We start from the raw sequence: 13,367 nt of genomic DNA on the forward strand, positions 1-13,367 counted from the left end.
ACTGGACACAATGTAGGCACACTGGCCGCATGGATAAAGCGGCTGGAAACGAATAGATACGTCGGATGAGCCGAACAATCTGAAAGACGTTGGGGGCGGAACACACGAGGGACGGTCAAACAAAGGCGCGGCGGGCACCGACGCTGACGCCGGCGCGACACCCGCCTGGCTTCATCGCTTCGACGCAAACCCGCCGAAAAACGACTGCGCATTCGCATCGAGCGTTTCGATGTGATACCCGCCTTCCTGCACGATCAACGTCGGCAGTTTCAGCGCACCGATTTGGCCGCCGAGTTGGCCGAAGCCCTCGGTGGTCACCGCCACCATCGATTGCGGATCGTCCTTGTAGATGTCGAAGCCCAGTGCAACGACCAGCACATCCGGTTGAAAACGGGCGAGAACGCGCAGCGCCGCGTCGACTTGCTCGAAGAACACGGCTTCCGTTGAACCATGCGGCATCGGCAGATTGACGTTATAGCCCTCGCCTTTCTCCGCGCCGCGCTCGTCTTCAAAACCGGCTACCACGGGATAGAAATTTGTCGGGTCGCCGTGGATCGACACGTACAACACGTCGTCACGACCGTAGAAAATCTCCTGAATGCCCTGGCCGTGATGCATGTCGGTATCGAGAATCGCGACGCGCCCGTACTTCTGCCGCAGCGCCTGCGCTGCAACCGCCGCATTGTTCAGATAGCAGAAACCGCCGGCCGCTTCGGCACGCGCGTGATGGCCCGGCGGGCGGCATAACGCGTACGCTTCACCCGCACCGTCGAGAATCGCGTGCGCGCCGGCCAGCGCGCTCTGCGCCGACCAGTAAGCGGATTCGTAGGTATCCGCGCCGACCGGACAACTACCATCGGCGAGATAGCGTGCCGCTTGCGCAAGCACGCCGCGCAATGGATTGTTCTCGCGGATATACACGTTCGACATCACTTCGTCGCCCCACTCCGCGGGGATCTTTTTCCATTCGCGGTGCGCTTCTTCGAGGAAGCGCAGATAGTTCATCCCATGCACCGCGGCGAGCGGCGCAGCACCGAAATCCGCCGGTTCCTGCACGTCGAAGCCGAGCCTCTTCACGGCTTCCACGAGGCGCAACGCACGTTCGGGCACTTCCTGCGGCGTGCGCATCTGCCCACGCGACAGATAGCTGCGCGGATGATGCTTCAACTGCGCCGGATGAAAAAACGTCTGCATATTCCAGTTCCTTTGCTTCAGGCGTAGGCCGGTACGGCCATCATCGCACGCGCCGGGAACGTCCTTGATTTCATTTGATTCAGCTTGCAGGCAGTGCTTCGGGGGCATCCGCACGACGGCGTTTCAGCGCATCCAGTGCGACGATGCACGACAACGAGATGCCGGCGAGGCACGTGTAAAACACGGCAAGCGGCCACCATTGCCCGGTAAATTTGTGCGCGAGCCATGTCCCCGCCAGCGGCGTCAAACCACCCGCAATCGCGCCGCACACCTGATACGACAGCGAGATCGCCGAATAACGCACCCGCACCGGAAACACGCCGCTGACAAAGCCCGCGATCACCGAATAGAAACTCGCCATGCACACCACGGCAAGCGCGATGCCGACAATCATCGATAGCCGGCTGCCGCTTTCCACGAGCGTGAACATCGGATAGGGCGAGAGCATCGCGGCGAATGCGGCCAACTTGAGGAAGCGCGCACCGCCGATCTTTTCAGCAAGCCATGCGGCGAGCGGTTGCGACAGAAACTGGATGATTGCGACCGCGAACAGGCAATCGAGAATCAGCGATTTCGACACGCCGATGTTTTGCGTGGTGTACGAAATCATGAAAGTGTTGGTGAAGTACACGCCCGCAATGCCTATCGTATTCGCGCCGATGCACAGCGCAACGAGCGCGCCGGAGGAACGGAACACTTCGGCAATCGGCAACTCGACGGTACGCTTCGCTGCTTTCTCGCGCTGGAATTCCGGGGACTCGTTCACACCGATGCGGATGAAGATGCCGACCGCGAGCAGCACCGCGCTCGCCAGAAACGGCAGACGCCAGCCATACGCGATGAAATCGTCGTGCGGCATCGACGTGACCGCGCGAAATGCGATCAGCGAGAGAATCAGCCCGGCCGGGCTACCCAGTTGAGCGAACGAAGCGAAGAACGTGCGCCGCCCTTTCGGCGCATGTTCGCCGGCCATCAGCACGGCGCCGCCCCACTCGCCACCCACCGCCACGCCTTGCACCACCCGCAGCAACACCAGCAGCACCGGCGCGAGCACGCCCACCTTCGTATAAGCCGGCAGCAAGCCGACGCACACGGTAGCGACGCCCATCATCATCAGCGTGGTCATCAACGCCTTCTTGCGGCCGATACGATCGCCCAGGTGGCCGAAGATCACGCCGCCCAGCGGCCGCGCGAAGAAGCCAACCGCGAAGGTCGCAAACGACGCCATCGTGCTGACAAACGGGTCATGTGAGGGGAAGTACAACTCGCCGAACACCAGCGCGGCGGCCGTGGCGCAGATGTAGAAGTCATACCACTCGATCATCGTGCCGATGAAAGCGGCGCTGGCCGCTCGCACGGGCTGACGGGTGGCTTGGGGTGAAGCGTTCATGGCGGCTCCTCTGTCGCGATGCCTGATATCAGGTCATCTTGTGAGGTGTTTTATCGCCAGCCATAAAATATTAGTCAAATTTCGGTTTATTATCCCGGCTATAAATCTGGCTAATGTCGAAGGTGATTCCATGACTCAGTTGCGCGCGGACGTCACGCGTTTTTTGAATGACCGGCTCGACTGGAACCTGCTGCGCACCTTCCTCGTCATCATGCAGGAGCGCAGCGTGAGCCGTGCCGCGGCGCGTTTGCATCTGACGCAACCGGCAGTTAGCCAGGCGCTTAAACGGCTCGAAGACACGCTCGGGCGCAATCTGATCCAGCGCCGCGGCCCGCACTTCGAACCAACCCGCGCCGGCGAGGAGGTGTACCGCATCGCCAGCGATATTTACGGCCACATGTCGCGGCTGGAAACCGAACTCGACGACCGCAGCGACGACATCACCGGGTCGATCCGGCTCCTGTCGGTGAGCCGGATCGACTCCGGCGTCTACGACGAATTCCTGGCGGAATTCCACAAGACCTATCCGCGCGTGGATTTGCAGATCGAAGTGATGCGCTCGTCGGACATCATCTCGTCGTTGCTGCAAAAGACGGCCACGGCCGGGCTCGGCTTGTGCCGCACCCCCGTCGACAAACTCGAACAGCGCTGCTTTCTGCGGCAACGGTATGCGCTTTTCTGCGGGCGGCATCATCGGCTGTTCGGGCGGCATGCATTGTCGATCGATCAATTGCTGGCGGAAAACTTCGTGTCGTTCACCAGCGACCAGATCGGCGACAGCCTTTCGCCGCTTACCGTGTTTCGCGATCAGCGCGGCTTTACCGGACGCATCGTGGCGGCCTCGCCGAGCCTCGACGAAGTGCGGCGGCTGATCTTCGCGGGCTATGGCATCGGTTGTCTGCCGGAGCACATCGTGCGCGACGATCTCGCGCAGCAGCGGCTGTGGCGTCTGCCACCCGAAGAGGGTCTGGTCGACGTCGACATCGATCTGCTGTGGCTGCGCGCACGCAAGATGAACGCCGCCGAGCAGGCGTTTCTCGATGGAATGGAGCGCACGATGCAACGCTATGCGCTACCTGAGCGGCTTGCACCGCGCTGACCGAAGATGAACCAGGCGGTTCACCGATTTCCGCATTTGCGGATGAACGCGATCTGCGCGACCACACTTGCCAGCACAGCTAACGCGCCCAGCGTATCCAGAATAGTCGACCACACAATCCAGCCCTCCTGCTTCACGCTCGCCACTTCCTGATCAAACGAATGCGCGCGCCAGTAATTGAATCGACCGGATGCAAGGCGATCTCGGCGCGGGCATCTGGCGGGTGTCGAAGGATGACGAAGGCGCGTGGCTGACACCCTATTATCAATGTGATCTATTTCACAACTGATTTTTAATCGATTTGCCTGATTGTCGGCGGCTTCTTATCCTTGACGCACAACCGGCCGCCGCGCATTGCATGCGGCGTCCGCTCTGCCCCTCCCTGTCCTTTGGCCAGCAAGATCATGGAAAGAACCACCTTCAGCGTACGCGTCGACAGCGTGCGTGACGAAGCGCACGGCGTGCGCTCGTTCAGCATCTCGCGTCTGGACGGACGACCGTTCGACCGCTACGAGCCCGGCGCCCATATCGACGTCACCGTGCCCTCAGGCGTCACGCGGCAATATTCCTTGTGTGGCGACCCGGATCATCGTGAAGCGCACCTGTTTGCCGTCAAGCGTGAGGACGCGTCGCGCGGCGGCTCGCGCTCGCTGCATGACGACGTGACGGTCGGTTGCGAATTGACGATCGGCAAACCGCGCAATCTGTTCCAGCTTGCGTCAGGTGCGAGCGAGCACATTCTGATTGCGGCAGGCATTGGCGTCACGCCGCTGTTGAGCATGGCCTATCGCCTGCTCAAGCAGAACGAGCGCTTCGTGTTGCATTATTTCGCGCGCAGCGCGGAGCATGCGGCGTTCTTACCGTTGCTGTCGCGCGCACCGTTCAGTGATTTCGTGCGGCCTCATTTCGGCGTCGAAAAAGAACAGCTCGATGCAGTGCTGGCCGACTGCGTGGCAAGTGCGCGCGAGGGTTCGCACATTTATACCTGCGGCCCGGGACCCTTCATGGAGTGCGTGGTGGCGATCGGCGAACAGCGCGTGGCTGCCGAGGCGATTCACCTTGAACGCTTCGCCGCCGAGCCCGCTTCGGCGGCTAGCAGCGAATCAAACGCGCTCGATGCATTCGATGTACAGATCGCCAGCAGCGGCGCTACGGTTCATGTCGATAAAAATACGACGATCGTCGCGGCGTTGGCGTCGATCGGTATCGAAGTCGATACCTCATGCGGCGAAGGCGTATGCGGGACCTGTATGGTCGATGTGGTGAGCGGCACGCCCGAGCATCGCGACCATTGCCTGAGCAAAGCTGAAAGGGCAAGCGGCAAAGTGATCTGCTGCTGCGTCTCGCGCGCCACGTCACCGCTGCTGGTGCTCGATCTTTAAGGTTTTTTAGTGCCGGCCAGGTGCTGCATTCGCAGCACCTTCTTCCTTCCGTCTTTACCGGTCGTCGTCGCGAATCGACGATGCATGCCGGCACAGTGCGCGCACTTCGACATCCATATACGGAAACAGCGGTAACTGGCTCAGCACGTCATGCAGTTGCGCGGGGCTTTCCACATCGAACACGCTGATGTTTGCGTAGCGCCCAGCGATGCGCCACAAGTGCCGCCATACACCCTCTTCCTGTAGCTTCTGCGACATGGCTTTCTCATCGGATTTCAAGCGCGCGGCGCGCTCGGCGTCCATATCGAGCGGCAGGTTGACGGTCATCTCAACGTGAAACAGCATGTTGGCTCTCCTTTTCTGATCGGTAATGAAAAACCCCGACTACGCGGAATACTCCGTCGCGCAGCCAGGGTCGATAGATTCATGCGGTATGTGTATGCGTTTTCAGGCGTCGGCGCGTTAGAGCGCCACAGCCTCAGGCTTCAGCGCGCAGCCGTTCCACTTCGGCGCCCGGCAGGTTGTCGCGCTCCTTGAACAGCGTGAAGTCGAAGTCGATCAGCGCAAACTGGCCTTCCACGCCATAAGGCTTGCCTTCCGCGCCCTCGGCCTGCTTGACCGCCGGCACGAGGCCGTCGCGCGTGGCGAACGCAAAGTCGTCCCACAGATACGGATCGCCGTCGATGTTGATCTGCGTGGTCAGCTTGCGGCAGCCCGGCGCCGACACGAAGAAGTGGATATGCGCCGGACGATGCCCATGACGGCCCAACTGATCGAGCAACAACTGCGTCTGCCCTTGCGGCGGCACCGAGTAACCGACCGGCACCACACTGCGGAAGCTGTACTTGCCTTCGGCATCCGTGCGAATCGAGCGGCGCAGATTGAAAGCCGGCTGCGACTTGTCGAAGTACGAGTAGTTGCCGAGATGATTCGCGTGCCACACTTCAACCAGCGCATTCGCGAGCGGCTTGCCGTCTTCGGCAAACACGCGGCCACGCATCACCAGCGTCTGACCGGGATCGGTGCCGTCATCGAGTCGTGCATGCCCGTCGGACACCGGTGCGCCCGCCACATACAACGGTCCTTCGATGGTGCGCGGCGTACCGCCTTCGATACCTGCCTTGGCTTCCGCTTCGTCCATACGCAGATCGAGAAAATGCTCGAAGCCGAGGCCCGCGGCCAACAGGCCGAGCTCACCGCTCTTGCCCGCGTCGCCGAGATAATTCAGCGCGGTCCAGAACTCGGCCGGCTGCACGTCGAGGTCTTCGATCGTATAGAACAGATCCTGGACGATGCGGTTGACGATCTGCTTCGTGCGCGGATTGCCTTCGCTGGTGGCACTGTCGTTGATTTTCTGCAGCAGTGCGTCGATAGCTTGCTTGTTCATGGGGTATCTCCTTCGTTTAATGTTCTCGGCGGTTAGCGGATGAACCGTCAGTTCGTGGTAACGTTTGCACCTTTGCGCGTATCGCGCCGCAGGCGGTCGATCTTGTCCCAGTCCAGCGTGATGCCGAGACCGGGCCCTTGTGGAAGGTGCAACGCAAAGTTTTCGTAGCGCAGCGGCTCGGTGAGAATCTCTTCGGTCAGCAGCAATGGCCCAAAGAGTTCAGTGCCCCACTTCAGTTCGCCGAAGGTGCTGAAGAGTTGCGCCGAGGCGATCGTGCCCACCGCGCCTTCGAGCATCGTGCCGCCGTACAGGTCGATGTTCGCGGCGAGCGCAATCGCCGCCACCTGCGCGGCGCCAGTCAGGCCGCCCGATTGCGCGATCTTGATGGCGAAGACGTCGGCCGCACGCGCGCTGGCGATGGCGAATGCGTCCGCCGGGCCGTGCAACGCTTCGTCCGCCATGATCGGCACCTGAGCAAGATCCGTCAGACGTTTAAGGCCAGCGCGATTCTCCGCGGCAATCGGCTGCTCGATCAGCGCAACACCTGCATCGGCGAAGCGCTTGCCGGCCCAGATCGCTTCGGATTCGGTCCATGCCTGGTTCACGTCGACACGCACTTCGCCGCGGCCTTCCAGCGCTTTCTGAATCGCCACGACGTGCGCGACGTCGTCGACCAGCGCGCGCGAGCCGATCTTCAGCTTGAACACACGATGCCGCTTCGTTTCGAAAACACGCTCGGCTTCGTCGATATCGCGGGTCGTGTCGCCACTTGCGAGGGTCCACGCCACGTCCACAGAATCGCGTACTCGGCCGCCGAACAACTCCGACAGAGGCACGCCGAGACGCTGCGCCTGGGCATCGAACAAAGCGGTTTCAACTGCGGATTTCGCAAAGCGGTTGCCCTGAAACAGCGCGCGCAGCTTCGCCATTGCCGCGCCTGGACGGGTTGCGTCCATGTCTTTGAGCAGCGGCGCGAAGTACGTATCGATGTTGACCTTGATACTTTCCGGGCTTTCCTCGCCGTATGCGAGGCCGCCGATGGTGGTGCCCTCGCCCACGCCAACCATACCGTCGGCGCAACGGATGCGCACCAGCACGAGCGTCTGGCAATTCATCGTTGCAACCGAAAGCCGGTGCGGACGAATCGTCGGTACGTCAACGAGAATCGTCTCCACGCTCTCGATCTTCACGGGTGTTGCTATCATTCGTTGCTCTCCTGAACTGCTTTCATGAGAGCCCCATAGTAGAAACAACCCGCGAAGCAGTCCAACACCGATTCCGACTACTTCCATACCTTAGGGGTATGCATGGAACTTCGCCAACTCCGCTATTTCATTGCGGTCGCCGAAGAAATGAACATCACGCGGGCCGCCAATCGCCTGCATATGACGCAGCCGCCGCTTAGCCGCCAGATCCAGCAGATCGAGGAAAGCGTTGGCCTCGCGCTGTTCGAGCGCGGCTCGCGGCCGCTGCGGCTGACCGAAGCCGGCCGCATTTTCTATGCGCAGGCCAAGCGTCTGGTCGACGACGCCGACGAACTCGCCCCGCTTACGCGGCGCCTCGCGCAACTGGCCGAGCGCATCGTGATCGGCTTCGTGCCGTCCACGCTCTATGGCGCCTTGCCTGCAGTGATCCGCGCGTTTCGTGAGGCGGCGCCGCATATCGAGTTGTCGTTGATCGAAATGTTCACGATCGAGCAACTCGGCGCCCTCAAAGGCGGCCGTATCGACGTGGGTTTTGGCCGCTTGCGTTTCGACGATGCGCAACTGGCGCGCGAAGTGCTCGTCGAAGAACGGATGATTGCCGCGCTGCCGCAAAACCACCCGCTCGCACGCCAGAAGAAGCCGCTTACGCTTGCCGCACTCGCCGAGGAAACGCTGATCGTCTATCCGAGCACACCGCGGCCGAGCTATGCGGACCAGCAGCTATCGGCGATGCACGACCATGCGTTGGAGCCGAAAGCGGTCCATGAAGTGAGGGAGTTGCAAACCGCACTGGGGCTGGTTGCGGCGCAGGTCGGCGTGTGTCTCGTGCCGGAAAGCGTCGAGGGTTTGCGCGCACATGGCGTGGTGTACCGGCCGGTTCCGGCGGCCAATATCTCGTCGCCGATCATCATGAGCCGACGCTTGCAGGATGAATCGCCGACGACCACGTTACTGTGTTCGCTGGCGCGGGAGTTGTTCAAGCGCGGGAAGGTGCGGAAGGAGGCTTGAAGCGGGCTCAAAGCGGGCTCAAAGCGCCTCTTAATCCGCCGGCCGGCTCCGCGCCCGGGTAGCCGGCCACCCATTTGACTACTCGTGCCCGACGAATTCATCGGCGAGCTTTTCGGCGATTAAATCCATCACCACGCGTATAGCCGCATTCCGTCGCATATCGGTGTGAGCCACGAGATAGATGTCACGCGACAGCCTTTCTTCCGTGTCCAGAGCCAGCACGCCCTTGTCGGCCCCGGCGAAAAAACGCGGCAATACGGCGATGCCCAAACCCATGCGCACCGCGGCGAGCTGGCTCGTCAGATCATTGCTCCTGAACCGGATCCTTCGGCCGTCGGCAAAGCGGTAAAGCCACTCCTGTTCGGGCACATGATCGAGCGACGAGTCGTAAGCAATGAATTGCCACTCTTCGCTGGGCAGTTCGGTATAGCCCGGTGCCCCATACAGCCGATACGCCATCCTGCCGACTCTACGCGCGACATTGGTCATTTCGGTCGGTCTGGACAGGCGGACTGCGATGTCCGCCTCCTGGCGACCAAGCGAAATGAAGGACTGGTTGCCTAGCAGAACCAGATCGAGTTCGGGATGCCGCAAGCCCAGCTCTGTAATGCGCAACGCGAGGAAGGTGCTCGCGAGGGAAGGCGGCGCACTCACCGTTACCTTCGCGCGTGCTGTCGTTTTTCGCGCCCTCACTCCCCTTTCCAGCGCATGGGCCTGTGCCAGCATGCCTTCAGCCGCGCTAGCCACTTCGCCGCCCGCCTCCGTCAACTGCCACCGCCGCGCAAGCCGGTCTACCAGTCTTTCGCCCAACGCATGCTCGAGCGCCGCGATGTGCCGCGCGACGGTAGCGTGGTCCACCTTCATCGTCCGTGCCGCGCCGGACAACGTCCCGGCCTCGGCCAGGGCTATGAAATGCCTCATGTCGTTCCAGTCGAACATCGGTGCAAATTCTCACAAGCAAGGTGAAATCTTGCCGGATTCCCGGCCGCCGGTCCCGCTGATACATTTTGCATCGCAATGACGATTCCCCGACACACACACAATTGAAGGTGGTTCAAATGAAGATCCATGACATTGAAGGTTTCCCTAACCCGGCTCGCATTCGCATCGTGCTGGCGGAGAAGCGAATGGAATCGCTGGTGGAGTTTGTTCGCGTGAATCTCTACGATGCAGAGCATCAAAAAGGTCCATTCCGGGAAAAGAATCCGACATCGACGGTTCCCGTTCTTGAACTCGACGACGGCACGTTCATTGGTGAATGTGTTGCGATCGCGGAGTATCTCGACAACCTCGACGGAAACCCGATCCTCACCGGACGCACACCCCGCGAGAAAGCGGTGATCCACATGATGCAACGGCGCGCTGACCATCAACTGATCGACGGCATAGGCGTGTTTTTCCACCACTCGACGCCGGGCCTTGGCAAAGCCAATGAGGCCTTCAAAAGTGCCGACTGGGCCTTCCGCAAACAATGGGGCGACAAACACGGGGAACGGGCGATAGCAGGAATGAAATACTTCGACGGTGTTCTGCAGACTCAACCCTACGTCGCGGGCGACCAGTTCTCCGTCGCTGACATAACGGTGTGGGCAGCGTTGATGCATGGGGACTACGCAGGACTGACAGTCCCGGCCGATCACACCGCGTTGCTGGAATGGCGAGCCAGGATCAACGACCGTCCCAGTGTCAAAAACCGAAGCGGCCAGAACCTCAATGCCGAAGACCTACCGCATCTGGAGCCTCTGCTTGCCTATCTGAACAGCAAGGCCGCCACGTCGTCTGCGAGCTAACTCAGTGATTGTCTGCCTGCCGACAATCCCCCGCACTCGCGACGAGTATCCATGCCCTTTTTGTTTTGAGAATCCAACATGCCGCAACGCAAGTACCTGATCACCGGCGCCACCGGCAAAACTGGCGTCCACACGATTCGCCATCTTCTCAAAGACGGACACCTGGTTCGCGCCCTCGTGCGTCAGGAAGACGAACGCAGTGCATTGCTCCGGAGCGAGGGCGCAGACGTCGTCGTTGGCAATCTTCTCGAGCATGACGACGTGATACGCGCGATGGACGGCGTAACGGGCGCTTACCTATGCTATCCCGTCCATCCAGGCTATATCCAGGCCACCGCGTATTTCGCGGACGCTGCGCAGCGCGCGGGTGTCGAAGTTGTCGTGGAAATGTCGCAAATTTCCGCCCGGGAAGATTCGAGGAGCCACGCCGCGCGCGACCATTGGATCGCAGAACGTGCGCTCGACTGGTCGAATGTACCGACCGTCCACATTCGCCCGACGTTCTTCGCCGAATGGCTGATTTTTCCATGGGTGCGCGATCCTATCGTGCAAGAAGGCAAGATCACGCTGCCCTATGGTACGGGGCGCCACGCGCCGATCGCAGCCGAGGATCAGGCTCGCCTGATCGCCTCCGTCCTCGCACAACCGTCCAGTCATATCGGAAAGACCTATCCGCTGTTCGGACCCGTCGAATTGGGCCAGCAAGAGATTGCCGATGAAGTCGGCAAGGTTCTGGGTCGCAAGATAGCCTATCGCCCGTCAACCATCGAGCAATATCGCGAGCATCTGGAGAAATACGATCTGCCGGAATTTTTAATCCAGCACTTCCTCGCGATCGCCGTCGACTACCAGAACGGAATTTTCTCCGACGTAGATGGCGTTATCGGCGAGATCACCGGGCGAGCCCCCCAAACCGTCGGCGACTTTGTGAGAACCCATCGTCGAGCGTTCGAGCAGTAAATTCTTGCCAATGTTTTCTGTTCGCATGGTCGAAGTGTCGCTATTTGACCGTTTGCTTTTTGGCGACTACCAATGCAATGCCGCCAAGGATTGCGGCCGAACTGCCCAGCAAGCGCAGCGTCAATGGTTCGCCGAGCAACACTATCCCGCCCATTGCCGCGATGACCGGCACACTCAATTGCACGGTGGCAGCGGTAGCCGCTTTCAGTCCCCTTAGGGCCGCGTACCAGATGACATAGCCAACGCCAGAGGTCAATGCTCCGGAGAGCATGGCATACACGATTCCGGATCGTTCTAATGAGAGGTGCGCAAGTGTGAGCAGACTAACCGCTGCCGCAAACGGCACGGCTCGCAGGAAGTTCCCTGCGGTAGTCGTTGTCGGATCGCAAGAACGCCTGCCTCGCAACGAATAAATGCCCCACGCGACGCCCGCCCCCAGCATCAAAAGAGAAGGTTGCAGAGGTGGCGCCGAGATTCCGCGCAGAACGAGACCGATCAGACCGCTAAGTGCCAACAACAGTCCCGCCCACTGCCGTACGCGCAGGTGCTCCCCCGTCCAAAGGCCGTGTCCGATCATCGTAGCCTGCACAGAGCCGAAAAGAAGCAACGCGCCTGTCCCGGCCGGAAGGCCGACGTATGCAAATGAAAACCCGGACGCATAGGCAAAAAGTGCAAGTGCCGAATACCAGTTGCCAGCGATACCCCGCGGACTACCACGTGCTCGAAGCATCAACCAGAGCGTGAGAGCGGCGGACACCACCCGCACCAACGTGAAGGTTGCTGCATCGCCCCCCGCGCCTTTCAGCGCCAGACGGCAAAGCAATGAATTCCCTGCAAAGGCGAACATTGCGAGGGTGGTAAGCAAGGCGATTCGCGTACGCGGCATGGAGCGTCGGCGTCAGTCACGCGCTTGAGGGTCTGTGACAGCTTAGTGTATCGCCCGCGAGGACGGCCAGGCGCCATCCTCGACGACTATTGGCCGCTCCCGCTCGACCCACTTGCGCACGGTCCAGCCGCACTCCCGTCTCAACGCTCGTCGAATCGCCGCACGATATCGCCCATCAGATTGCGCAACCACACGTTGCCCTCGTCCTGATCGAAATGCTCGTGCCAATGCATCGTGACTGCCGCCATCGGCAAGGTAACGGGCAACTCGTAGAGCTGAAACCCGCCATCACGATTGAAAATCTGAGCAAGACGCCGCGGCAGCGTCGCGAACAGGTCGGTCACGGCCAGCACACTCGGCAAGGCCACGAAGTGCGGTAATTCCAGCGCAATATGCCGGCCCACACCTTGCGCACGAAACGCATCGTCGAGTGCATAGTGGCTGTGCTCGACCGACGTGATCTGCACGTGCGACGCGTCCAGAAATGCTTTCATGGCCAGTTCTTTCGTGCGCGGCAAGCCGCGCCGTTTGCGCGTCATGCAAACGTAAGTCTCTTCGAATAACGCTTGATGACGCGTGCGCGCGGTCAACGTCGGCAGATTGCCGATTGCAAAATCGAGCCGGCTGCCACGCAGCGCATCTTCGATTTCTTCCATCGGCAGCGGTTCGATGCGCAATTTCACGCGCGGCGCCTGCTGGTGCAAGGCCTCGCAAATCGGCGGCAAGTACGCCAACTCCCCCGCATCGGACAGCGATAACCGGAACGTGCGCGTACTGACGGCGGGATCGAAGTGCTCCGCATAACGCAGCGCTTCGCGCACCGTATCCAGCGCCCGCGCGACGATGCCCGACAGTTCGAGCGCGATCGGCGTGGGCTGCATGCCGGCTCGCGTGCGAATGAACAGCGGATCGTCGAACAGGGTCCGCAAACGCCCCAGCGAATAGCTGATCGCCGGCTGCGACAAGGCAAGCCGCTGACCGGCCCGCGTGAGGCTGCGCTCCTCGACGATCGCCTGGAAAACGCGCAGCAGATTGAGGTCGACGTGGTCCAGCGAATTCATCGAGA

General features: G+C 60.9%; 13 protein-coding genes. 5 read left to right on the forward strand and 8 right to left on the reverse strand.

Annotation, left to right across the window (positions count from 1 at the left end; all coding sequences use genetic code 11):
- Positions 1 to 171 precede the first annotated feature (171 nt).
- A complete protein-coding gene (locus M0D67_RS26220) occupies positions 172 to 1,194 on the reverse strand; it encodes a histone deacetylase family protein (RefSeq protein WP_266240328.1) in 1,023 nt (340 codons plus the stop codon).
- Positions 1,195 to 1,273: 79 nt separating this feature from the next.
- The gene (locus M0D67_RS26225; protein WP_266240329.1) at positions 1,274 to 2,584 is read right to left on the reverse strand and encodes an MFS transporter; all 1,311 of its coding nucleotides are present in this window, start codon (positions 2,582 to 2,584) and stop codon (positions 1,274 to 1,276) included.
- A 139-nt stretch (positions 2,585 to 2,723) separates the two neighbouring features.
- Here M0D67_RS26225 and M0D67_RS26230 point away from each other — a divergent pair, with 139 nt between their 5' ends.
- Positions 2,724 to 3,683, forward strand: coding sequence for a LysR family transcriptional regulator (locus tag M0D67_RS26230; protein WP_054041525.1), 960 nt, complete (start codon positions 2,724 to 2,726; stop codon positions 3,681 to 3,683).
- Between the two features lie 404 nt (positions 3,684 to 4,087).
- A complete protein-coding gene (locus M0D67_RS26235) occupies positions 4,088 to 5,065 on the forward strand; it encodes a PDR/VanB family oxidoreductase (RefSeq protein WP_171927290.1) in 978 nt (325 codons plus the stop codon).
- A gap of 54 nt (positions 5,066 to 5,119) precedes the next feature.
- Here M0D67_RS26235 and catC read toward each other — a convergent pair whose 3' ends face one another.
- The 3 genes from catC to catB2 form a co-directional block, all read right to left on the reverse strand.
- A complete protein-coding gene (gene catC, locus M0D67_RS26240; protein WP_154560763.1) occupies positions 5,120 to 5,410 on the reverse strand; it encodes a muconolactone Delta-isomerase in 291 nt (96 codons plus the stop codon).
- A 133-nt stretch (positions 5,411 to 5,543) separates the two neighbouring features.
- Complete coding sequence (gene catA / locus M0D67_RS26245) at positions 5,544 to 6,452, reverse strand: catechol 1,2-dioxygenase (protein ID WP_154560762.1); 909 nt, start codon at positions 6,450 to 6,452, stop codon at positions 5,544 to 5,546.
- A 47-nt stretch (positions 6,453 to 6,499) separates the two neighbouring features.
- Positions 6,500 to 7,657, reverse strand: coding sequence for a muconate cycloisomerase CatB2 (gene catB2, locus M0D67_RS26250; protein ID WP_266240330.1), 1,158 nt, complete (start codon positions 7,655 to 7,657; stop codon positions 6,500 to 6,502).
- A gap of 102 nt (positions 7,658 to 7,759) precedes the next feature.
- Between catB2 and M0D67_RS26255 the strand changes: the two genes are divergently transcribed.
- The gene (locus M0D67_RS26255; protein WP_266240331.1) at positions 7,760 to 8,665 is read left to right on the forward strand and encodes a LysR family transcriptional regulator; all 906 of its coding nucleotides are present in this window, start codon (positions 7,760 to 7,762) and stop codon (positions 8,663 to 8,665) included.
- 78 nt (positions 8,666 to 8,743) lie between these two features.
- Here M0D67_RS26255 and M0D67_RS26260 read toward each other — a convergent pair whose 3' ends face one another.
- Entirely contained in the window at positions 8,744 to 9,586 is an 843-nt protein-coding gene (locus M0D67_RS26260) for a LysR family transcriptional regulator (protein ID WP_266240332.1), read from the reverse strand.
- 137 nt (positions 9,587 to 9,723) lie between these two features.
- On the opposite strand from M0D67_RS26260, the gene M0D67_RS26265 reads away from it, so the two are divergent.
- Both M0D67_RS26265 and M0D67_RS26270 read left to right on the forward strand, forming a co-directional pair.
- A complete protein-coding gene (locus M0D67_RS26265; RefSeq protein ID WP_154560758.1) occupies positions 9,724 to 10,455 on the forward strand; it encodes a glutathione S-transferase in 732 nt (243 codons plus the stop codon).
- Between the two features lie 78 nt (positions 10,456 to 10,533).
- The gene (locus M0D67_RS26270) at positions 10,534 to 11,415 is read left to right on the forward strand and encodes an NAD(P)H-binding protein (protein WP_266240334.1); all 882 of its coding nucleotides are present in this window, start codon (positions 10,534 to 10,536) and stop codon (positions 11,413 to 11,415) included.
- Between the two features lie 40 nt (positions 11,416 to 11,455).
- Here the strand turns inward: M0D67_RS26270 and M0D67_RS26275 are convergent, their stop codons facing one another.
- Both M0D67_RS26275 and M0D67_RS26280 read right to left on the reverse strand, forming a co-directional pair.
- A complete protein-coding gene (locus M0D67_RS26275; protein ID WP_266240335.1) occupies positions 11,456 to 12,301 on the reverse strand; it encodes a DMT family transporter in 846 nt (281 codons plus the stop codon).
- Positions 12,302 to 12,441: 140 nt separating this feature from the next.
- Positions 12,442 to 13,362 (reverse strand): LysR family transcriptional regulator, encoded by a 921-nt coding sequence (locus M0D67_RS26280; RefSeq protein ID WP_266240336.1) that lies wholly within the window; start codon positions 13,360 to 13,362, stop codon positions 12,442 to 12,444.
- Between the last annotated feature and the right edge of the window lie 5 nt (positions 13,363 to 13,367).

The organism is Paraburkholderia sp. SECH4, from assembly GCF_030511745.1.
GTDB lineage: Bacteria > Pseudomonadota > Gammaproteobacteria > Burkholderiales > Burkholderiaceae > Paraburkholderia > Paraburkholderia madseniana.

Bases quoted from the DNA above. Each gene is read 5' to 3' on its own strand.
- catB2 (WP_266240330.1), bottom strand. From the start codon at position 7,657: ATGATAGCAACACCCGTGAAGATCGAGAGCGTGGAGACGATTCTCGTT.
- M0D67_RS26225 (WP_266240329.1), bottom strand. From the start codon at position 2,584: ATGAACGCTTCACCCCAAGCCACCCGTCAGCCCGTGCGAGCGGCCAGC.
- M0D67_RS26235 (WP_171927290.1), top strand. From the start codon at position 4,088: ATGGAAAGAACCACCTTCAGCGTACGCGTCGACAGCGTGCGTGACGAA.
- M0D67_RS26220 (WP_266240328.1), bottom strand. From the start codon at position 1,194: ATGCAGACGTTTTTTCATCCGGCGCAGTTGAAGCATCATCCGCGCAGC.
- M0D67_RS26280 (WP_266240336.1), bottom strand. From the start codon at position 13,362: ATGAATTCGCTGGACCACGTCGACCTCAATCTGCTGCGCGTTTTCCAG.
- M0D67_RS26255 (WP_266240331.1), top strand. From the start codon at position 7,760: ATGGAACTTCGCCAACTCCGCTATTTCATTGCGGTCGCCGAAGAAATG.
- catA (WP_154560762.1), bottom strand. From the start codon at position 6,452: ATGAACAAGCAAGCTATCGACGCACTGCTGCAGAAAATCAACGACAGT.
- M0D67_RS26275 (WP_266240335.1), bottom strand. From the start codon at position 12,301: ATGCCGCGTACGCGAATCGCCTTGCTTACCACCCTCGCAATGTTCGCC.
- catC (WP_154560763.1), bottom strand. From the start codon at position 5,410: ATGCTGTTTCACGTTGAGATGACCGTCAACCTGCCGCTCGATATGGAC.
- M0D67_RS26270 (WP_266240334.1), top strand. From the start codon at position 10,534: ATGCCGCAACGCAAGTACCTGATCACCGGCGCCACCGGCAAAACTGGC.
- M0D67_RS26265 (WP_154560758.1), top strand. From the start codon at position 9,724: ATGAAGATCCATGACATTGAAGGTTTCCCTAACCCGGCTCGCATTCGC.
- M0D67_RS26260 (WP_266240332.1), bottom strand. From the start codon at position 9,586: ATGAGGCATTTCATAGCCCTGGCCGAGGCCGGGACGTTGTCCGGCGCG.